Annotated in this window: 13 protein-coding genes; 3 read left to right on the top strand and 10 right to left on the bottom strand. The window is 65.4% G+C overall.

The features are described 5' to 3' along the window. The first annotated feature begins 203 nt into the window (after positions 1-203). Positions 204-4,283 (top strand): hypothetical protein, encoded by a 4,080-nt coding sequence (locus GNK13_RS12005; RefSeq protein ID WP_164102770.1) that lies wholly within the window; start codon positions 204-206, stop codon positions 4,281-4,283. Between the two features lie 240 nt (positions 4,284-4,523). Beyond that, positions 4,524-5,384, top strand: coding sequence for a sugar phosphate isomerase/epimerase family protein (locus tag GNK13_RS12010; RefSeq protein WP_235935090.1), 861 nt, complete (start codon positions 4,524-4,526; stop codon positions 5,382-5,384). Between the two features lie 6 nt (positions 5,385-5,390). On the opposite strand, the gene GNK13_RS12015 is transcribed toward GNK13_RS12010, so the two are convergent. The 7 genes from GNK13_RS12015 to GNK13_RS12050 form a co-directional block, all read right to left on the bottom strand. Beyond that, a complete protein-coding gene (locus GNK13_RS12015; RefSeq protein WP_164102771.1) occupies positions 5,391-6,371 on the bottom strand; it encodes a TraB/GumN family protein in 981 nt (326 codons plus the stop codon). 250 nt (positions 6,372-6,621) lie between these two features. After that, positions 6,622-7,083, bottom strand: a complete 462-nt coding sequence (locus tag GNK13_RS12020; protein ID WP_164102772.1) for a flagellar export chaperone FliS — start codon at positions 7,081-7,083, stop codon at positions 6,622-6,624. A gap of 64 nt (positions 7,084-7,147) precedes the next feature. After that, positions 7,148-10,231 carry a flagellar filament capping protein FliD gene (fliD, locus tag GNK13_RS12025; RefSeq protein WP_164102773.1) on the bottom strand — a complete coding sequence of 1,028 codons (3,084 nt, stop codon included), beginning with the start codon at positions 10,229-10,231 and terminating at the stop codon, positions 7,148-7,150. Between the two features lie 239 nt (positions 10,232-10,470). Further along, positions 10,471-14,001: a flagellin N-terminal helical domain-containing protein gene (locus GNK13_RS21725; protein ID WP_235935092.1), complete on the bottom strand. Its 3,531-nt coding sequence runs from the start codon at positions 13,999-14,001 to the stop codon at positions 10,471-10,473. Between the two features lie 416 nt (positions 14,002-14,417). Then, positions 14,418-14,645 (bottom strand): carbon storage regulator CsrA, encoded by a 228-nt coding sequence (csrA, locus tag GNK13_RS12040; RefSeq protein WP_164102774.1) that lies wholly within the window; start codon positions 14,643-14,645, stop codon positions 14,418-14,420. Positions 14,646-14,884: 239 nt separating this feature from the next. Then, the gene (gene fliW / locus GNK13_RS12045) at positions 14,885-15,322 is read right to left on the bottom strand and encodes a flagellar assembly protein FliW (protein WP_164102775.1); all 438 of its coding nucleotides are present in this window, start codon (positions 15,320-15,322) and stop codon (positions 14,885-14,887) included. Between the two features lie 104 nt (positions 15,323-15,426). Then, a complete protein-coding gene (locus GNK13_RS12050; protein WP_164102776.1) occupies positions 15,427-17,385 on the bottom strand; it encodes a flagellin N-terminal helical domain-containing protein in 1,959 nt (652 codons plus the stop codon). 317 nt (positions 17,386-17,702) lie between these two features. Between GNK13_RS12050 and GNK13_RS12055 the strand changes: the two genes are divergently transcribed. Next, the gene (locus GNK13_RS12055) at positions 17,703-18,326 is read left to right on the top strand and encodes a TerB family tellurite resistance protein (RefSeq protein WP_164102777.1); all 624 of its coding nucleotides are present in this window, start codon (positions 17,703-17,705) and stop codon (positions 18,324-18,326) included. A gap of 4 nt (positions 18,327-18,330) precedes the next feature. On the opposite strand, the gene GNK13_RS12060 is transcribed toward GNK13_RS12055, so the two are convergent. The 3 genes from GNK13_RS12060 to GNK13_RS12070 all read right to left on the bottom strand — a co-directional run bounded on the left by GNK13_RS12060 (position 18,331) and on the right by GNK13_RS12070 (position 20,718). After that, positions 18,331-19,167 carry a hypothetical protein gene (locus tag GNK13_RS12060; RefSeq protein ID WP_164102778.1) on the bottom strand — a complete coding sequence of 279 codons (837 nt, stop codon included), beginning with the start codon at positions 19,165-19,167 and terminating at the stop codon, positions 18,331-18,333. A gap of 190 nt (positions 19,168-19,357) precedes the next feature. Continuing rightward, on the bottom strand, positions 19,358-19,633 hold the full coding sequence (locus GNK13_RS21730; protein WP_164102779.1) for a (Na+)-NQR maturation NqrM: 276 nt from the start codon (positions 19,631-19,633) through the stop codon (positions 19,358-19,360). Next, complete coding sequence (locus tag GNK13_RS12070) at positions 19,630-20,718, bottom strand: FAD:protein FMN transferase (protein ID WP_164102780.1); 1,089 nt, start codon at positions 20,716-20,718, stop codon at positions 19,630-19,632. Before GNK13_RS12070 ends, GNK13_RS21730 begins: the two co-directional genes overlap by 4 nt.

The raw sequence follows: 20,718 nt of genomic DNA on the forward strand, positions 1-20,718 counted from the left end.
GGCAGCCACGTCGACCCTTCGGGCCCTTGCAGGGAGCGCCGCGGGTACCCGTCCTAGACCATCCGGCGGTGCTTTCCTAGATTGAGCCGGGTCGATCCTACCCGCCCCCAATTGAAAGCCGTTCCAGGGATGGTCCGGGGGTGCCACGCCGGAGTCCGGCGTCGGCCCCGTCCCGCACTCCCTGGCACTCAACGTACGGTGCCATGGCTGCTGCCCTGCCTACGCCACCGCCGACCGATTGTATCGCTCAGGTGGTGGGTTATCTCAATTTCTCGTCGGGCCTCAGCGACCCGGCGACGCTCTCCAATCTGAACCGATTGCACGGGACAGCCGCGGCGGGGGATCCGTTGTCGGGGATGCCTCCGTGGCTGGTGCTCGGCCAGTGGCTGCAGGACGCGATCGAGTCGCTCGAAGGTTCCTCGGCGGCGTTCGCCGACCTCTCGCAGGCCCGCCAGGTCCGTCGGTTGGTGTGGAGCGACCTGCTGCCGAGCTATCTCGACTTTCACCGCGATTTGTTGTTCCACCAGGAACCCGAAGCGATCTTCAACGGGTTTTTTCTCGGTCGCTGCGTCGAAGCGGTTCTCTCGCAGGGCGGCCCGTGGGACGAGACCGAGCGGATCGTCGCCGACGCGATTGGCGAATTGAACGATTTCGTCGGCTACCGCCCGGTCGCGCAGCTCGAGAATCGCGAGGGAGAGCCGTATCCGCACGAGTGGGTTCGGCCGATCCCGCTGTTCATCGCCGGGGCGGGCGTCGCCGAAGTTCCCTACCAGACGCTGATCCGCCGCACCCTCGATATCCTCCGCGACACCGATGCGTCGATCCTCCGAGCGGCGCACTTCGATCTCGATGCGCTCAGCGAGCTGGCGTTTGACCCGCGGGCCTACGACTTCGACCACCCGGTCAATCGTCGCCCCAACTACCACTTCGGCCAGTGGGATCCGAACGTCGTCGATGGCGAGGGACGCTACCGCCGATTCGTGCTGCAGCAAGTCACCGTCGATGCGCTCCTCAGCCGCGTCGATCCGCAAGGTTCTCGCGCCGTCGCGTCGGCGACGCCCAACCGCGAGGAGCTGATGGACGAAGCGGCGGCGGTCCTCGCCGGAACGATGCTAATGGCCTCGGGCGTCAGCGGCTGGGGACCGGCCGCGCACGACTCGACCGTCACCCTGGCGTCGCTGATGGCCCCGATCGCCCGCTACCGCGATGCCTTTTACGACGACTTGCTGCGCCGCATGAGCGGACCGCATGCCGAACGATTGCGGCAAGAAGCCGAGCAGCGTCGGCAGCCGTTCGGAGCGGCCCGTCAGCATCTCAACGCGGCCCTCGCCACCCGGCGAGCGAAACAACTGCAGCATGTGCATTTGGCCCGGACCTACGCGCGGATGGGCTATCCCGACGCGGCCACGCGGCAAGCGGATGTCGTCCCCGTCGCGTCGGCTCGGTTGACGTGCCGGATCGACTGCCTGTTGACGCTCGGCCTGCGAGACCTCCGCGAGGGGCGTCTCGGCGAGGCGGCGGAAGTCCCCCGCAAGGCGCTCGACTTGATTCACCGCGGGATTGAATGCGGGGCCTTGGTCGATCCCTGGAACATCCTCGGTTTCGGGGGGAACTTCGCCCGCTTCCATGGTCCCGAGAGCGCCACGCACGACCACCGCGTCGATGACCTGGTGGCCCTCATGGAGCAGTATTTCGGCTACCTGGCGGCGGTCTGGAGCGAAGCGGCGGCGCGGGACGACGCCGCGCTGTACGAAGCGATGGAGCGGCAGTTCGAGGACGCGGCCCGTTGGTGGCGACGGTTCGCGGCCCACACGGTCGAGTCGCTGCAGGCGGTCGATCCGCTCGACAGTTTCCGCTCCGCCCGCTTGGTCGCCCGGGCCTTGCGGCTCTGGCATCGCGGTGGGGCGGCCGCTGGCGACGTTAAATTTTGGGCACCCCACGCCGAGCTGTTCGACTCGCCGCGGGCCTACGCGCTGGTCGTCGACGCCCTGCTGCACCGCGACGATTTTGTCGCTTCGATGGCGCTGCTCGTGCACTGGCTCAGCCATGCCGACACGGTCGGTCTGCGCCGCGGGTCGAGCTCTTTGCCGCAGCTCGCCGAACGCTGGCTGGCCCGGCTCCGCGCCGCCTGTGGCGACAGCCCCGAGCGGCGTCCCGCGTCGGTCCCCCGCCCGTGGTCGCTGGTGCGAAAGTTCTTCGATTACCTCGAAGCCAACGCCGAAGATTTTTGGTCCGCTCCGGTGTTCCTGCTCGGCGGCCCGGCCCGCCCGCGCGATTCGCGACAGCGGGACTGGGACAGCGAACTCGACGCGGCCGAAGGCTTTGCCGAATTGGAGAGCAGCGACCCGCCTGGGGCCGAGGCGGACGAGGGCGAAGGGCTATTCGACGCGGCCTACGAAGGAGTGACCTACTCCGACACGACCGACGATGGCGTCGAAGGTGCAATTTTTGAGTACGACGAGGGGAGCCAAGACGAGCTGGAGAGCGAATCGAAACGGCTCAGCAACCATCTGACCTTCCTCGCTTCGCTCTCGCGATTGTGGGTCGTGGCCTCGGACATGGGCGAAGTCGCGCGGAGCGAAGCGGAGGCCGAAGGGGATGCCGAACTGCTGCCGTGGCGCGAGGAAGTGATGGCCGGCTGGGCCCGCCGCGCAGCGGAGAATCGCAGCGGCTTGCTCGAATTGCTCGATGCGGTTCGCTCCTACGAGATTCGTCCCGGCGGAGCGGATGGCGATTCGATGACCCGTTACGACCGTCGCCGCCTGGTTCGCGACGCGCTGATCGAACGGATCATCGCCGCGGCGGTGGACATGTCCGACGCCCGCCGGTTGCTCGCCGGAGTCCTCTCGGCCGAAGCCGTCGATCGCGCGGCCGCCGATGCGGTGGTCGACGCGATGGGCGAAGACGACCGTCGCGCGGTGCGGCTCTACGCGGCGCTGATCGCCGGGAATGCCGCGGGCGTGGTCGAGCAGTTTCCGGCCCTGCTCGGCGCGATCCAAACCCGGAGCCTGCTCTACATTCCGCTCAGCCGTGGCGGCGATCCGGTCAAGATCGTCGCCGCTCGGTTGCGGCAGCGGGTGCTCATCCATTTGTTGCAGTGGCTACCTCGACGCGGGCATTTCGTCGAGGCCTGCCGGCTGATCGAAACGGCTCGCGTCATGGAGCAGCAGAACCCGATCGGTCCCGGAGCGGTGACCGAATTCGACGGGCTGTTTCGGATCGGTTTCCGCTCGCTCGTCTCGGCGCTGGTCCAGACGGTGCGAGGCTGGAAAGACGGTGAGAACGCCGACGACACGGTGATCCCGTTGCTCGAGAAATTGACCGAAACGCTGCTCGGCAGTTGGCTGGCGCACAGCCGCACGCTCCGGCTCTCGGCACTCGAGGCGGTCGCCGAACCGGAACCGTGGCAAGTCCTGGTCGAGTTCATCCGCCGCTATGGCGACCCGGTCTTCACACAGACGTTCCTCAAACTCTCCAACGTCCGCGCGATCCTGCACCAGGGCGTCGGACGCTGGCTCGAGCGGTTGCTCGAGAGCCCCGAGGAGGCCGCCGATTGGCCGCTGGTTCGCGAACTCGATGAGACGCTTCCCCGAGAGGTCGCCGAGCAATCGCTGAGCATCGTCTTCGAAGCGATCCTCGATCACCACACCGAGTACCGCGATTACAACAGCACGACCACGCAGAGCGACCGGGGCGAGTTGCTGTATACGTTCCTCGATTTCCTCCGGCTCCGCGTGCGGTACGACCGGATCGCCTGGAACCTCCGCCCGGTGATGTGGGCTCACGAGATCCTCGTGCGGCACGGGATGGATGCGGCGGCTACGATTTGGCGACGCTCGCTCTCCGACCGGATCGGCACCGAAGCCGACGTGTACGTTCACAAGCTCCGCGAGCTGCAGCAGCAGTACGCGATGCAGATGCCGACCGTCGCCGATCGGATCCTCGAGCGGTTCGTGCAGCCGATGACGATCGATCGCTTGCAAGCGCTCGTCGAGCCGGCGATCGAAGATGCCGAAGGCGCACGCAACGGGAGGGCTTTCCACATCATCGAGCAGGAAGCCGATCTGCTCACGCGGCATCCCACCGGCGCGGGACTCGACGTGCCCGCTTGGCTGCTATCGCTCGACGAGGAAGTCGAGACGGTGCTCCAGCGCCGCGAGAATGCCGAATTCGATGCGGAGAACATTCTCACGGTCGAGCATGCCGTGATCAGCCGCCAAAGTCTCGAAGAACAACTCGCCTCGGCACGCCGACTGGGCCGTCGGCTGCCGTACATGAAGTAGCCGCGTCCAGAGCGGTTTGGCCAAACACGCCGCCACTTTTTTTCAAGCCCAATCGTTTCTTTACACCGCCGTTTCCTCCCGGCATACTGGCCCCCGTTGGTCGCCGATTTCCTTCGGCGGCGCAACCGCGGGTGACGGCTCACCGGGTGAGACCCGAGCCCGCCTGGAGCCGCGGCGGAGCGGTGCCGATTCGGTTGACTGACGCGAGGCGCAGCGGGATTCCCTGGAGTCCCTGCCGCTTTGAACCCTTTTTACGAGCCGGTAGCGACACGGATGGTGAAGCTGGCGATCAACGAACTGACAACCTACCGTTGGACGTTCGAAGAAGATGTTCTGGCTGCGGCTGAGCACGGGTTTGCGGGGATCGGTCTCTGGCGGCCGAAGGTCACCGAGTACGGTACCGACAAGGCTGTCGAACTGCTGGCCGAACACAACCTGGAAGTCTCGAGCGTCTCCTGGGCCGGCGGGTTCACCGGCAGCGATGGACGCAGCTATCACGAGAGCCTGTGCGACGCGCTCGACGCCGTGCAGGCGGCCTCGCAGGTCGGCGCCAAAAACGTGATCCTGCTCTCCGGCGGACGCAACAACCACACCCGCAATCACGCCCGGCGGATGATGCTCTCGGCCTTCGAAGAGCTCAGCGAAGCGGCCGACGCCGTCGGTGTCTCGCTGGCGGTCGAACCGATGCATCCCGGCTGCGGCGCCGACTGGACGATCGTCAATGACGTTCGCCAGACGCTCGAGGTGATCGGTTCCCTGAGCCGCTCCAACGTCGGGCTCGCCCTCGATACCTATCACCTGGGGTTCGATCCGACGATCCTCGAGTGGCTGCCCGACATCGTGCGGCACATCCGGATCGTGCAACTCGGCGACGGCAAACACCTTCCGCTCGGCGAACAGAACCGCTGCCTCCTCGGCGAGGGGCGGGTGCCGCTCCGCGAGATCATCGCCACCCTCTTGTCCGCCGGCTACGACGGCTACTTCGAAGCCGAAGTGCTCGGCGAAGAAGTCGAGCATCTGCCCTACGAGCACGTGCTCGCTCACACCCACCACTACCTGACCACGCTGCTCGCCTCCACCTGCAGCCGCGAGGTCAAATAAGCGGCGCTAGTTCTTCTGCAGATTCCAGGCGGGGAACCATTCGACGGTGGTCGGCCGGAGCTGGAAGTCTTGCTCGAGCCGTTCGGCCATGTCCGGGAGATGGCCCGCCCCATAGAAGACGGCGATCCGCTTTTTCCCCGCTTCGATTTCCTCTTTGAGCACTTCGAAGGCCCGCGCGTTGCGGCCGCGGATCAACGTGTTTTCACCAGCCGCGTCGTCCAACCCCGCGGTCATCGCCTCCATATCGATCAGCTGCTGGGCCATCACCTGCTTCATCTTCTTCGGCCGATCCTCGCCGCTGAGCAGGGCCCGGAGCATGCCCGCGTCGCTCCCCGAGGCGGCTTGAGTCGCCAGGCCCGCTCCCATCATCCGCAGCCCCATCTTGAGGATGCTGTCTCCGCGGTCCTCCATGTCGGCCAGAAATTCATCCGGGCTCATGTCGGCGTGGCGAAAATTTTTCGCCGAGTAATCGATGTGCTGGAGCTGAAACTCGAGATTCAGCATGTCCCGCATCCCGAGTTGCACGGCGCCCAGCGGCGATCGCGATGCAGCGACTTCTTCCGGAGCGACCCGCGTCCCGTTCGGAGCGACCAACTCGTAGAGCACGACGTCGTACGTCTTCAGCCGCTTATCGAGCTGGCGGTAGTACTCCTTCTGACCGACGTGCACGACACCGACCAAATCGACGACCACTCCGGGATGCGAACTCTGCTTGCCCCCGACGTACCGCACGATCGAGGTTTCCAAGGCTTTGGGAAGCCCCCCCTCGGTCTTGCTGATCCGGATGTACCGCGAAGCCTCCTCGGCCCCGCTCTCCCCCGCCTCTTTCGCTGCAGCCTTTTTCGCTGCAGCCTCTTTTGCTGCGGGCGGTTCGGCCGCCGCGTCTGGGACCGGTGGAGCGGCGACAGCGGCTCCGAGGGGAGTCCGTTGGAAGATCGCTGCGACGACGACCATCAGCAGCAAGCAGAACCACAGCAAGGAACGCATCGGAGGAATGTTCCGAAAGAGTGACGCGAGCAACCAAAGAGGCAGCGGCCCACGTCCTCCACCGGGGAGCGGGACCTCTTGAAGGATAGGCCTCAAAGGAGCCCGCGGCAACGCTTTCGCCCGTGCGTCAGGCTTTCCCGCCTCTTCTGAGCCGTAGGCGCTAGCCTCGGGCCTCGCTCGCCCGGAATTTACGCTGCAGAACCCGCGGCTAGCGCCGTCGGCTCAGGGAAAGGCTGACGTACGTTACGCCTTACGCGTTCAAGTTCAGCGAACCGGCGGCGGGCATGCCGGCGGCGGCTGGGAGGCCGAGGGCTGGAGCCGCGGCTGGTGCGGGGGCGTTTTGCCGCAGCTGGTTCTCGCAGACCTGCCGCCAGGTTTCCTGTTCGATTCGCAAGATTCGGCCGATCGCTTCGATCCGCTCGGTCCCCGGTTCCTGCTCGGCGCGGGTCAGTTCCTGCAGCAGGAAGACGTACAGATCGGCGACGCGGGCCGCCAACTCTCCGCTGTTCCGGCTGACGCCCGAGAGCAGCTCGCCGAGCAGGTCGCGGAGCGAGAGCGTCCACTCGTCGGTCAGGCGGGCCGTGGCCTGTTGCCGCACTTCCAGCAGCCGGTCGGCGACGGCCACCGAGCGATCGAGCAACATCAGTCGGAGACGCGCTGGTGAAGCCGTCAGCACGGAGGAGCGAAGGTACTGTTCGTTGGCGGAATGCATAAGCGCTTGGTTACCGAGCGTGGAAAGTGGGTCTCATCGACCCGAAGCGAGTGCGGCCACTGAGTTAATTCTGCGTGGAGCCATCCAGACCCATGTAGGAGATCCGGGAGATGTATTGCTGATTCGTCTGCAGTTTGGCGATCGCCGACTCCATCGCGAAGAACTGCTTGAGCAGACGGTTGCGTTGGCTTTCCAACCGCTCGTTCATCGCCTGGATGCGCTCGGTTCCATGCTCGATTTGCGTGTTCAGCTCCGTCGATCGATTGATCAACAGACTGCGATCTTCGCCTGAAATCTTATCGACCGCCGCGTCGATTCGGGCAACGAAACCAGACTCTTCGGTCGTGAAGAAGTCCTCGACCGCTTGAGCATCATCGGCGATTGCGGCCTGAAACTTTTCTTTATCAAACTCCAGCTGACCGTCACGATTGAGCCGCAGTCCGACCGTGCCGGCCGAGCGGATGGTATCGCTTGCGGAGAAGGTTCCGGTGACGACTTTGGCGAGCCCGCCGGGGATCCGGATCGCCTCGTTGGACCCGAACAGGATCCCGACCTCGTTGGTTTCGAGGTTCGAGAAACTCAGCTCCGCGACCTGGTCGATCAGCCCGTTGTACTGCTCAACGAACCGCTCGACAGCGGATTCCAGCGAGGAGTGGTCGGCGACGACGTCGATGGTGGTCGGCTGGTCGGTGAGCTGTTTGGCGGTCAAAGAGAGCCCTTCGATCGCATCTTCGAAGACTCCATCGGCCGAGCGAAAGACGGAGCTCGCCGCACTACCGACCTCTCCAATGGCGACCACCGCATCGCGGCCGCGGGTCGTTTCCTGAATCCCGAGTTCCAGCCCCTGACCGCCGATCGAGATGCGTCCTGCCTCACCTCCTCGGCGACTGCTCAGCGAGAGCGAAGCCAACCCGGATTGGCCGCCCAGGACCGAGGCATTGGCGAACCGGCTCTTCTCGCGAATCCGGCTCGCGAGCGTCGTCAGCGAGTCGCTCGAAGCGTAGGAGATGACGTCCACTTGGCGGGCGTTGATCGTCGAGACGACCTCGCCGTCGACGAGCTGTTCGGTCGCCGTGCCGGCGAGCCCCAGCCGCTCCGCGGTCGTCCCGGCACCGGAGTCACTGACCCGCAGATCCATCGGGCCGTCGGCCGTCTGCACCAGCCGGATCCCATCCCCCGTTTCGTTGATCCGCGCGGAGACCGAGAGTTTCAACTTGTTGATGGCGTCGACCAGACCGCCGACGGTGGTGATCTTTGCTTTGGCCAAGTCGATCGTTCGCGTTCGCCCCTGCGAATCTCGAATCTCGAACGCGCCGCTACCGACGCCATTGCCTTGGTTGAGCGTGTCGAGCCGCGTCGCGCGAGTCACGAACTGGAGATTCAAGTCGGTGCCCTGGATGTGACCGTCCGCAGCGACTTGGTCCAAGCCGAGCTTGCTGGCGGTGCCATCGAGGCTGGATACGGTGAACGCGTTGCCCTCGCCGGAGGAGAGGTCGCGGAGCACCACCCCGGCACCATTGCCGTCGAGCGAGGCTTCGAGCTCAAGCCCGCTGTCGTTGATCGCGTTGATCACGTCCTGCAGCGATTCCGCAGCAGACAGGTCCACACTCGCGTTTTCGCCGTCGCGGGTGGTGATCTGCAGGGTGCCGAGCGGACCGATCCCCTGGCCGCCGCCGAGGGCATCGAGCGAGACGCTGCGGAGGCCGCTGATCAGCCGGCCTCCCACGGCCACCCCAGTGGAACTCTCCCCGGCGATCCCCAGATCGGCGGCGAACGTGCTGGTCCCAATATCGCCGACGCTGAAGTCGTGGCTTCCGGTGGTCAGGTCGGTCAGCTGAATCGATTCCCCGTCGCTGGAAATCTCGGCTCGCAGTCTTGCCGGATCGACCGAGTTGAGTGTCCGAAGCAGGTCGTTGATCGTGGCGAACTCCGGTGCCGCAATCTCCGCACCGCCGCTCAGGACCGCCGTGTCCGCGGTTCCCACCAGCCCCAGCCCGTCTCCCATCGCTTTCGCCGAGACGAGGGCCGCCACGTCCGAGTTGGCCTTGGCGGCAGTCACAATGTCGGCAGCCGTGGTCACCCCTTCGGCGATCCGAAACACGATCTCTTTGCCGCTCGGCCCCTCGACGACTTCGGCCGATTCGCCTTCGATCGCCGCGCTCGCGTCGTCAACAAAGCGAATCTGGATCCCGTCTCCTTCGGCGCCTTTCGTTTCCGCCGTAAAGGTCAGGCGGGCACCTAAGACGGCGTTGTCGGTGACTCCCTTGGCCTGGCTGGCGGCACGGCTGAAATCGCCCAAGTCGACTTCGATCGCCGATCCATTGCGAAACGAGAGCTCAAGATCTTTGCCGCTGCCGAGCCCCAGACCGCGGCCGTCCCGCAGAGAATCGAGCCGCGTGTTTCCGGAGAGTCGCAGGATATCACCCCCACGAGCCGACGAATTCGCGACGTCGATCCCGCGGAGTCCGAGGTCCGCGGCCGTCGAACCGCGTCCCACTTCCTCGACGCGGAGGTTGGTCGAGGTTGCCCCGCTGAGGTCGGTAATCCGCAGCGCATCGCCGTCGGTGGTCGCTCGAACGCGAATTCCCTCGGCGTCATTGATCGCCGCAACGACGTCGTCGATCGTCGTCGCTCGAGAGAGATCGACCGTGGCGACCGAGCCGCTGCGGTCGGTCACTCGAATCGATCCGGAGGCAACCCCGCGGCCGCCGTTGAGTTCTTCGAGCCGAACCGACCGATCCGCGAAACCGCCGCCGCGAATCGTCAGCGATCCGGCCGTTCCCAGGGCTTGGTCGGCGGTCGCCAGGGCCGCGGTCTTGAAGGCTTGAGTCGCGGCTGTCTGCAGCGTGCGGACGGCGTACTTGCCAGCGGCGGGGGTTCCGGTGCGGACCGCCGAGAGGACGTCGGGATTGGACGAGGTCGCCGAGGTCCGCTGGAAGGCGGATGATGAACCGAACGCTTTGGCGGCGAGTTGGACACCGATCGATTTGACCGTCAGTGCCGTGACCGCCTCCCGCTCGTCCTTGAGCTGCGTGACGCGGCTGCTGAGCATGTCGCGGCCAGTGGCCGAGAGCTTGATCAGCTGGTCGACCGTGTCCTTGATCGGGGTCCCGGTGATCAGACCGATGGAGGTGGAGATGCGACCCATAGAGCGAATAGTCCGTCTCGGCCTCACGTACGCCAACCACGGCAGGCTGACGTACACGCCTGCCGTCCTGAGGGCTTTAATCGGCAAACTCGACCGGCGCTGTCCAAGCAAACCCTAGGACGTTTTGCTGGCCGGGGCGCAAGAAAAAAGGGGGCGTGCCGCGACTTGCGACCCGCCCCCTCGAACGATTGTTCCGCGCGATCGATGCGGGCCTTCTCCTCAGGCCCGCGGCGTCGCGACTATCGCAGCAGCGACAGCACGCTCTGCGGGTTCTGGTTGGCCATCGCCAGCACGTTGGTGCCCGACTGGACCAGGATCTGAGCCCGCGTCATCCGGGCCGATTCGGCGGCGAAGTCGGCGTCGCGGATGCTGCTCTCGGCTTCCTGCAAGTTGGCGACCGTGTCGTTCAGCGAGACCAGGTTGCTCTCGAGCGTCGTCGACTGGAACGCACCCAAGCGACCGCGGAGGCTGGTCACCTGATTGATCGCTTCGTTGACGATTTTCGCGGCTGCGTTCGGATCGTTCGCCAGGGCGGCCGACTCGCCGCTTCCGAGCTGGAACAGCTTGCCGGAGACGCCACCGAGGCGAGCGGTGTTGACGCTGCCGATACCGACGCGGGCTTGCTGGTTGCTGACCACGTCGCCGCCGAGCTGGAACAGAGCTCCACCGCCGGCGATCGTGAAGTCCATCGACTCCGCACTGCCGGCCTCGACTTCGATCGACAGGTCGAGCGTCGAGGTGTTGATCGAGAGCTTGTTGCCCTTGCCGTTGGCGTCCACACCGTTGACCTTGGCCTCGATGTCCGAGCCGATGTCGCGGCTACCGGCACCCACCGCTGCGGTGAACGTTCCGCCGGTCTCTTCTTCGATGATCCGAAGATCGACGAACGCGTCCGAGCCGTACTCGTTCGACTTGAGGACCAGCGACCCGTCCTCGACGGTGGCCGTGACGCCGGTCGCGTCCTTGACGAGGTTGATCTGCGTGACCAAGTCTTCGACGCCGGTGCCGGCACTGACGTTGAACACCTCCGAACCGGTTCTGCCTTGCAGTTCGAACACCACGTCTTTGGCGAGACCGCCGGAGCTCGCCGCACCGCCGGCGAAGTTCGCGACCGTCGCGACGTCGGTGTCACCGTCGAAGCTGGTCAGGCCGCCGGTGGTCCGGGCCTCGGCTCCATAGGTGCCTTCGGTGCGGATCGCCGCGGCGATCGCTTCGACGCTGACCGCATCGGTGTCTTCGACCGAGATCGTGATGTTGCCATCGTCGTCGACCGTGGCCGTCGGCGTCGTCACCCCGTCGACCTTGGCGAACGTGATCGTCTTGCCGTTGATAGCCTCACCGGTCTCACTCGCGGTGAGGTCGATTTCAGCGGTCAGCACCTCGCCGTCGACGCCACCGCTGAAGGCGGTCGTGGTGGCCGTCGCGGTATCGCCATCGTAGGAGGCCAGCCCGCCGGTGGTGTCGACCGTCGCGCTGTAGGTCCCTTCGGCATCGATCGCCGCTTTGATGTCGTCGAAGGCGACCACGTCGCTGTTTTCGACCGTGATGGTGATGTTGCCATCGGCATCGACCGTCGCGGTCGGCGTGGTCACTCCATGGACCTCGCTGAAGGTGATCGTCGCGCCATTGGCGGCCGCACCGTCGGCCACGGCCGTCAGCGAGATCGCCGCGGTGGTGGCCACCTCATCCACACCACCAGCCAGGGCCGCTTGAGCGACGGCGTTGGTCGCTCCCGAGACGCTGTCGGTGCCGCCAGCGGTGATGGTGAAGTCGAAATTGTCCTTCACATCGTTGTCGGCTTCGAACGCGGCTTTGACGTCGTCGAGCGTGACCGTGGCACCGGTCTTGATCGAAATCGTGAAGTCGTGACCCGACTTGATGATGTCGATGTCGTCGGTCTGAGCGGCGTTCTGGACCAATTCGAAGGTCGCACTGTTGCCAGCGGCCTCCGCGTAATCCCCATCCGATTTGGCGGTGATATCGAACGCGGCGGTGGCCGCGTTGGCGACCGTATAGGACTGGGTCCCCTGGGCGGCGGCCACCGAGATCTCTTTGAAGTCGACCGCACCGGCGGCTTTGGCGGCAGTGATGGTCCGCGAGAGCGAGACCGAACCGGAGGATGCTGTCGCTCCCCCGACCGTCGATCCACCGGCGAAGTCCGTGGTGCTCACCGTGTCGGTGTCGCCGTCAAAGCTGGTCAGGCCGCCGGTGACATCCGCCTCGGCGGCATACGTGCCCTCGTCCTCGATGGCCGCGACGATATCGTCGAGGCTGACCGCATCGGTGTCTTCGACCGTGATCGTGATGTTGCCACTGCCGTCGACGGCGGCCGTGGGGGTGGTCACACCATCGGCTTGGGCGAAGGTGATCGTGCGACCGTTGGCCGCGGCCCCCGTGGCGAGCGCGGTGAGCTTGATCTGCGCGCTCGCCGTCTCCGCGTCGATTCCACCACTGAAGGCAGTCGTGGTGGCCGTGGCGGTATCGCCGTCGTAGGAAGTCAATCCGCCGCTGGTGTCCACCGTCGCGGTGTAGGTGCCCTCGGCATCGATCGCTGCCTTGATGTCGGCGAAGGCGACCGTGTCGCTGTTTTCAACCGTGACGGTGATGTTCCCGTCGTCGTCGACCGTGGCGGTCGGCGTGGTCACCCCGTTCTCTTCGACGAAGCTGATCGTCGCCCCGTTGGCGGTCGTGCCATCGGCTACGGCTGTCAGCGAGATCGCCGCGGTGGTGGCCACTTCATCCACACCGCCGGCGAGCGCCGCTTGAGCGGTCGTGTTGGTTCCGCCCGAGACGCTGACCGCACCACCACCGGTGACGGTGAAGGTGAAATCGTCCTTGGTGTCGGCGTCGGCGTCGAAGGCGGCTTTGACGTCGTCGAGCGTGACGGTGGCGCCGGTCTTGATCGAGATCGTGAAATCGTCACCCGACTTGATGATGTCGATATCGTCGGTCTGGGCACCGTTCTGAACGATTTCGAAAGTCGCGCTGTTACCGGCGGCCTCGGCGTAAGCCCCATCGGCCTTCGCGGTGATATCGAAGCCGGTCGTCGCGGCGTTGGCGACCGTGTAGGAGTTGGTGGCCTGGGCCGCGGCCACCGAGACTTCTTTGAACTCGATTCCACCGGTGGCCTTCACTCCCGCGATGTCGCGCGAGAAGTCGATCGTGCCCTCCGAAGCGGCATTGGTCGCCGCTTCGGGAATGTCGCCCACGGTGACGCTGGCTTGCTCGGCCGCCTTGGTGATCGAGACGCTCACCCCCAGCTTGCCGGCCGGGCCGAGGTTCGCCTGGTCGATCTGCAAGCTCTTGATCTGATCGTAATTCGAGCCGGCCTGGGTCAAGAAGTCGAGGCTGCCGTCGAGCAGCTTGCGACCCTGGAAGGTCGTGGTCTGGGAGATCCGGTTGATCGCTTCGAGCGAGCTGTCGATCTGCAGCTGGTTCGCCGCGATTTCGTCTTCGGAGAGCGCTCCGCTGTTGGCCGCCTCGACGACCAACCCGCGGACGTCGTTGAGCAGATTGCTGACCTGCCCCAAGGCGCTGTCGGCGGTGGCGATGATCTGGCTGGCACGCTGCGTGTTGCCGATCGCCTTGTTCAAACTGGTGACTTCGCTCCGCAGGGCTTCGCTCGCGATCAAACCGGCCGGGTCATCCGAACCGGAATTGATTTTCAAACCCGTGCTCAACCGCGTCATTGCGGTTTGCAAATCGTTGTTGCTGCGGCTGAGTCGATTCTGAGCGACGAGAGACGGTACGTTCGTATTGATACGTGTCATGGGTTTATGTTCCTAAAAGCGGATCGGTGACGGACCACAGGAAGCCGTCTGCTCTCGCAGCCAGCTTTTGCATCCGCTCCAACCGCCGAGCGGAGTCGTAGGGCGTGGGTGACAGACAGGTCGCGGACATCCCCGATTCGCTTCGCCACGCCCCGCAGGTGCGCCGTCAATCGACGCAGACACGAGCCGGAAGGGGACCTTCCTTGATGCCAACCACACTGTCTCGTTGAAGTCGAGCCAGTGGATTCAAGTGAAGACACCAGCTCTCAAGGGTAAATTCGGACACGCTTGGGGACCGGCAAAATTCGCTCGGTCCAATTCCGATCAATTTTCGCAACCCCCCGCGGAACAATCCGCATGAGCGTTACAACCTGCAAACCTTTCCTATCTTCTCGGCAACCGCGGCGGCGGGCCGCTCAGGCCTTGCGGCGGCCGCGGAGTTCCGCGGTCGCCCCCGGCTGCAGCTGGCTCGCGCTGCGGTTCTCTCGCTGGATCGCGTCGTAAACCTCTTGGCGGTGCACCGGGATGTCCTGCGGGGCATCGATCCCCAACCGGACTTTGTCTCCGCGAATATCGACGATCGTGATCACCACGTCGTCGCCGATCATGATGCTTTCGTCACGGTGCCGTGAAAGAACCAACATGGCGTCGTCCCTCGACTCGATTGCTTGCAGTGCTTGACTGACGGGCGGTACGGTCGATTCGAGTTTGGAAAATCGACCCCAGGCGCTGACTCCGGAAGACACGCGTCGATCCGGCACAGGAATCTATCGGACCGAGTCCCGGCAAGATTCCAACGTCCTCGCCGCAGTGCCGCATCGCGCGATTGTGAGGGACGTACCCAGCACCCAGCACCCAGCACCCAGCACCCAGTACTCAGTACTCAGGCCGCCAGGCGACCGGCTCGCTCGAGGACCAGCGGATAGGCGACGCTGTGGTTGTCCTCGGTGATCACCTGACAGCCGACGCGGCGGCGGAGATTGAGCACTAGCGGCGCGCGAAGATTCGTCAGCCACTGCCCGGAGCGGCGGTTGAGCGTCGTCAGCACGTAGAGCTCATCGCCGCTGCGGAGTTGGAGGCCGCTCAGGGCGCGACGCGGCGCTCGCACGCGGTAGCCCTCGACGAACGCCCGAGGACTGACCATCGCCAACGCCACGTCGCTCCGCGATGCCGACTGCAGCCAGGCCACGGCCGGACTCTGCGGATCGGGTAACAACAGCCACTGGCGGAGCGTCTCCAGCCCGATCAAGCCTTGCGGGAAGAGAAACATCTCCCGCTCTTGGATGTCGAGGGTGCCGAAGCGGGTGGTATCGATGCGCATGATCGCCGCATCCCTCATCAGGGTTTGGTCGAAAGAATCGGCAAAGAGGCCGAGGTATCACTGGGGGTATCGGTCCCCAGAGCCCCCTCTCTTCGGCAAAACCGTTACAGGAAATTCAGGACGGTTAACCCGGAGGTCTGTCCCATCAGGCGGAGCGAGGCGTCGAGCGACATTTGACGACGCGTGATCTCGCTGACCATCGAGGTGAATTCCGCGTCGATCTCCTCGCTCATCCGGCTCTTCATCAAGACCGCCTGGTCTTCCGCTCGCGCTTGCATCAGGTCGACCGATTGCAAGCGATAGCCGACCATGCCGCGGGTCCGGTTCGCTTGGTCGAAGTCCGCGTCGAGCCGTTGTGAGAGCCGCTCGATCTCGGTCACATCGCCGCTCAAGACGGCATCCCGCAGCCGCAGCAGCGTGTCGAGCGCCCCTCCGCTTTCGACCGGCGCGTAGTCCGCCCCTCGCACCACCTCATTTCCCGCCTCGCTGCTGCCCACCACCGCATCCTGGCCGCTGGGAATCAGCCCCAGCGTATTGCCGAGTTCCGAGGGCGGGTTTTGGCGGATCTCCAGCCCTCCGGTTCCCGACGCTCCTTGCAGCGTGATGCCGTTGCCGTGGGCGGAAAGCGCGGCGGTCACTTGAGCGGCGTCCTGATTGTCTGGATGAGCGTTGATCGCCGCGATCACGTCGTCGATGGTCGAGAGTCCCTCGGCGTTGATGTCGAGCGAGACCCCGTCGGGCCGGACGATCGTCAGGTCGGGCCGGGCGTCGCCACTGAGCCCGGCTCCGCGGCCGTTGCGGAGCGAGTCGAGGCGGGTCTCGCCACCGGCCGATCGCAAACCGAGCCGAGTCGCCGCCATCCCGCCCGACTCTCCGATCGAGTAGGTCACGCCGCTCTTGAGCAACCGCAACTGGAGCTTGCTGGTGGTCGGATCCAGTTCCGCACGCACCGCCGCACCGCTGTGGTTGATCGCTAGCAGAACGTCGTCGACCGTCTCGGCCGTGCTGAGATCGACCTCAAACGTCTCGTCTCCCTCGACGATCTGGAAGCCGGGCTGCAAGTCCAGCCCCGCCCCGTCGTCCAGATCCGACAACCGCGTCGCAGTCGTGGTTCGCGGAGCCAACCCTGCACCGACGATCGGGGGCGGCGCGATGCCTTGCGGATTGCTGATCTTCATCTGCTTGGCCAATTCGCTTCCCGGCGCGTCGGAGATCGCGAGCGTTCCGTGAAGCCCGTCGGCGTAGCGGATCGTGACCGCATCGCCGCTGATGTCGACCGCCAACTCGCGGCCGTCGAGCACCACCCCCTCAATCCGACTGGCCACATCGCCCATCGTCACCGAACCCCGCAAGTCGATTTCGGTCCAGTCCCCGCCCCCGGACAATCGCAAGATTCCCGGCTGCATCCCCCGGCCATCGCGGGTGTCGACCAGCCGAGTCTCGGCAGTCAAACCGGCCGCGAGCTCCTTGCTTTTGAGCCGCGGAGCGGCGAGCCCGAGCGCATCGTCGCCGGTCGGCAGCGTTGCCACCGCAGTCCCCGGAGCAATCTCGGCTTGAGCGACCGCCTCATTGCCCGAGTAGACGATCGTCCCGTTCTCCCACCGCAGCGGCGGCTTGCTGGTCAGCGCACCGCCGATCAGCGAGTGGTCGCGGAATGCTTGGTTGCCAACCGACATTAGCCGCGCGAGCACCTGATCGAGTTGGCCGGCCAGCGTCTCTCGCTCCCCCTCGGCCAACACGCCTTGAGCGGCACCGACCGCGATCGCTCGCGCCTCGATCAGCCCGTCGTCGATCGATGCCATCGCCGTGTCGACCGACTGCAGGTAGCCGCTGGCCGCCTTGGTGTTGCGGACCAACTGCTCCGAGTAATCGACCCCTTGCTGATAGCTCAGCGCGCGGGCTGCCGCTGTGGGATCATCCGAGGGACTGAGCACCCGGCGGCCGGTGCTCAGCTGATCGTACAGCCGCTGCAAGCCGACCTGGTCGGCATGCACCTGGTAGACCAGACGCTGATGCTGGAGCGGAGTACTGGTCCGAGGCGTAACGACCGGCAGCAGACTCATGCGACGATTCTCATGGACGGGGCCCCATGCGTCTCTCTTCGGCCATCCCAGGCTGCCGAATTCAGATAAACCGGATAATCGTCACCCTCCGGTGGTGACCTTCCGGCTCGCTCAGCTAACCCTGAGCCGACGGCGCTAGCCGCGGGTAAGCCGACGGCGCTAGCCGCGGGTAAGCCGACGGCGCTAGCCGCGGGGGCTGCAGCGGAAAACCGCTCCGCTAGGAATCTGGCTGCGGGAAAACCGTATGATGGAAGCCCGCCGCGAACGCCCGCGGCTGTGGTTTCGTCCCTCAACCGCCACCATTGTCGCCACTTTAGATGATCCTGATCGGCACGATGAATCTCAGCCGGACCCGTGAGACCGGCGACTTCTATTGCCCGGGCTGCGGTACGTCGCAGACGTATCGGCTGCGGACCCGCCGCCCCTTCCTGACGCTGTACTTCATTCCGGTCGTCCCGATCGGAGCCGCCGAGCCGTTCGTGCAGTGCGACCAGTGCCGCGCCCACTGGGACGTGAACGTTCTCGAGATGGATCGCCACTCCCACGAGATGGCCCAGCGCGAACAATTCTGCGAAGAGGCGATGCGGGCGGCCGTGCTGGTGACCACCGCCGACGGGAGGATCTCCGAGCAGGAGATCCAGGCGCTCCACCACGTGGGCGAGCGCCTGCTCGATCGACCGATCAGCCGCGAAGAGCTCGGGGCCCTCTGTTCCTCGACGAGGCACCTCGGCGTCTCCCCGCTGAACTACATGCTCTCGGGCAGCCGCCGCTGGTCGCAGGCGCAGCGAACGACGGTCCTGCAGGCCGCGTTTCTCGCCGCCTCAGCCGAGGGCGAACTGAGCGAGTCGCAGCTCCGGATGCTCGGGGACCTGCGGAAAATGTTCGAGCTCAGCGACGAACAGTACCAGACGGCGATCGAAGAGGCGCTCGAGCTCGCCTAGACGCCTACCGCAGCGGCTTCCGCCAGGGAAGATCCGCCGACTCGGTGACTCCCTTGGCCTTGCTAGTCGAAGGAGCGGCAGTCGCACTGGCAGCCTTCTCGGGCTGCGAATCGCTTGCGCTCGGGGGACGGACCTCCCTTGCGCTCGCCTGCACGACCACGTCCGATCGCGTCCCGCCAGATGCCGCTGTGTCGGTCTCCGCCGGGCTCAGCGAACGGAAAGTGGGAGCGGCCGAAGCCATGGAGGCATTCGCTGTCGCCGCCACCGCATCCCGCTCGATCACTTGCAGGCTCGGCGGCTCGGTTGGCTGCAGCGTCGCGGGAGCCGTCAGATCGACGACCTCCATCCCGCCGAGGTTGGGGCGCAGCGGTGTACCGCCAGCACCGCCGTGCTGCAGCGCCGAAGCGGGAATTCGGGGAGCAGCACCAAAACCGGAGGTGGGACCGGCTGCCGCGTCGTGATAGGCTGCCGGCTGAACGGCCGCCGCAGAGGCAACCGCCGGAGCTGGGCTGGCTACCGGAGCAGCCGCAGCATCCGCCCAGCCATTCAAGCTCGGAGCTGCGGTCGCCACGTAGTCAGCCTCCGGGCCAGCCACCGCGGCGTATTGCCCACCGCTGATCGGAGCGGTGGACGCTTGGCCTTGGTAGTAGCCATTGGGAACAGCGTAACTGCCCGTCTGCGGCGGGGGCACGCGGGTGTTCGCTCCCAGAGGACCGACCGGTGAGAGCGGCACGGCTGGATTGGTGGGCTGCTGGCACCCGCCAATTGTCAGACCCCCGCCGACTAGCAGGATCAGCAGGCTCGTCCGGGCGACCGGGGCGCTGTTCATCGTTGTGCTCACCGCAGTATTTTCAGTGGCTTCACGCGGTACCGAACGATTGGTATCCGCCGCTCGAGAGCGACGGTAGCAAGGCCAAGAAAACCCGCAAAGAGCGATTCAAGTTTCGAGCTGAAAAAACCGAGGCGGCCATAGTCGCCTTTCGCTCCGCGAAAGTATCGCAGAAACGCTGCTTTCGCGGAGCGAAAGGCGACTAATTACCCCCTGCCCTCACCTCTTCGCTGGGGGCCTGCTCCTGCCCCCGCACGCCCGGCAGCCCTCGCTCCCGCAGCTCACGGCAGGCGTCCGCCGGATTTTCGCACAGCGAGCACGACGTCTTCCCCTCGGCGTCCTTCCGGTTGGCCAGACCCCCGCAAGAGCCGCTGATCGACCGCCGACCGAACATCACCCCAATGGCCATGCCCAAGGCGACGATCAGGAACACGGCGAAGGAGATCGCGGCGAGGATCCAGAGGGAGCTCCAAGTCATTCGTCGGCGTCCATAAAAAGGAGAATGTTGCCGGGAAACGTATCCGACGCGACCACGCGAAACCGGTCCTCCGACTCCCGCACGACGAACCGCACCGCCAAGTCAAACCGGCTCGCCAACTCCAGGCCGTCCGTCGGCCCGACCACCGCCAGCGCCGTGGCCCAGGCGTCCGCCGTCATACAATCATTCGCAATCACCGACACCGAGGCGACCCCATGCTCAATCGGGCGACCGGTGCGAGGATCGATCGTGTGCGAATAACGCCGTCCTTCGAACTCGAAGAAGTTGCGGTAGTCTCCGCTGGTGGCGATCGCTCGATCGTTCAATTCGATCGCCATCGCGTACCGCCGCTGCTCGTCGTTCGGGTCCTCGATCGCCACCCGCCAACCGCGTTCGCCGCGACGGCCAATCGCGCGGTCTTCGCCCCCGATGTCGACGAACGCGTGCTCGCAACCAAGCTCGACCAGCAGCCCCAGCACGCGGTCGACCCCGTGTCCCTTGGCGATTGCCGATAGATCGATCCGCAGTTCCGGGATCTTTTTGCGGAGCGCCGGAGGGTCGCGCCGCACCTCCAGATTCTCATAACCCACTTTCCGCCGCAGCGACTCGAGCTCCGCGGCGCTCGGCGGGCGTCCCGTCCGCTTCCCAGGCCCAAAGCTCCAAGCGTCCACCAAGGGACCGACTGTAATGTCGAAAGCCCCGCCTGTGGCTGCGGAGACTTCCTGGGCGACCGCCACGACCATCGCCGTCTCGCCGCTGACGGGAAACCAATCGAGCGAAGTCGAGCGGTTGAAGCGGCTGATTTCCGACGACTCGAGATAGGTCGACATCTGGTCGTTGACCTGCCGCAGCTCGGCGTCGACCCGCTCGGTCCAATCGGCGGGCAACTCCTGGGGAGGATTGGCGATGGTGACCGAGTAGTAGGTCCCCATCGTCAAGCCAGTCGTCTTCGCGATCGGCGTCTCCGGCTTGGAGGCCCGCTCGGCGGCGGGGCCGCAGCCGCTGAGGCTTCCGCCCCAGACGATCCCGCCGCAGAGAATCAAGCTGCAGCGGACGAGCCGCGGCAGCCACCGCTCGAGGTTCAT

This window comes from Candidatus Laterigemmans baculatus, from assembly GCF_010367455.1.
Taxonomy (GTDB): Bacteria; Planctomycetota; Planctomycetia; order Pirellulales; family Pirellulaceae; genus Laterigemmans; species Laterigemmans baculatus.

Excerpts from the sequence above, each read along its gene's own strand:
- GNK13_RS12005 (WP_164102770.1), top strand. The coding sequence starts at position 204 with ATGGCTGCTGCCCTGCCTACGCCACCGCCGACCGATTGTATCGCTCAG.
- GNK13_RS12015 (WP_164102771.1), bottom strand. The coding sequence starts at position 6,371 with ATGCGTTCCTTGCTGTGGTTCTGCTTGCTGCTGATGGTCGTCGTCGCA.
- GNK13_RS12020 (WP_164102772.1), bottom strand. The coding sequence starts at position 7,083 with ATGCATTCCGCCAACGAACAGTACCTTCGCTCCTCCGTGCTGACGGCT.
- fliD (WP_164102773.1), bottom strand. The coding sequence starts at position 10,231 with ATGGGTCGCATCTCCACCTCCATCGGTCTGATCACCGGGACCCCGATC.
- GNK13_RS21725 (WP_235935092.1), bottom strand. The coding sequence starts at position 14,001 with ATGACACGTATCAATACGAACGTACCGTCTCTCGTCGCTCAGAATCGA.
- csrA (WP_164102774.1), bottom strand. The coding sequence starts at position 14,645 with ATGTTGGTTCTTTCACGGCACCGTGACGAAAGCATCATGATCGGCGAC.
- fliW (WP_164102775.1), bottom strand. The coding sequence starts at position 15,322 with ATGCGCATCGATACCACCCGCTTCGGCACCCTCGACATCCAAGAGCGG.
- GNK13_RS12050 (WP_164102776.1), bottom strand. The coding sequence starts at position 17,385 with ATGAGTCTGCTGCCGGTCGTTACGCCTCGGACCAGTACTCCGCTCCAG.
- GNK13_RS12055 (WP_164102777.1), top strand. The coding sequence starts at position 17,703 with ATGATCCTGATCGGCACGATGAATCTCAGCCGGACCCGTGAGACCGGC.
- GNK13_RS21730 (WP_164102779.1), bottom strand. The coding sequence starts at position 19,633 with ATGACTTGGAGCTCCCTCTGGATCCTCGCCGCGATCTCCTTCGCCGTG.
- GNK13_RS12070 (WP_164102780.1), bottom strand. The coding sequence starts at position 20,718 with ATGAACCTCGAGCGGTGGCTGCCGCGGCTCGTCCGCTGCAGCTTGATT.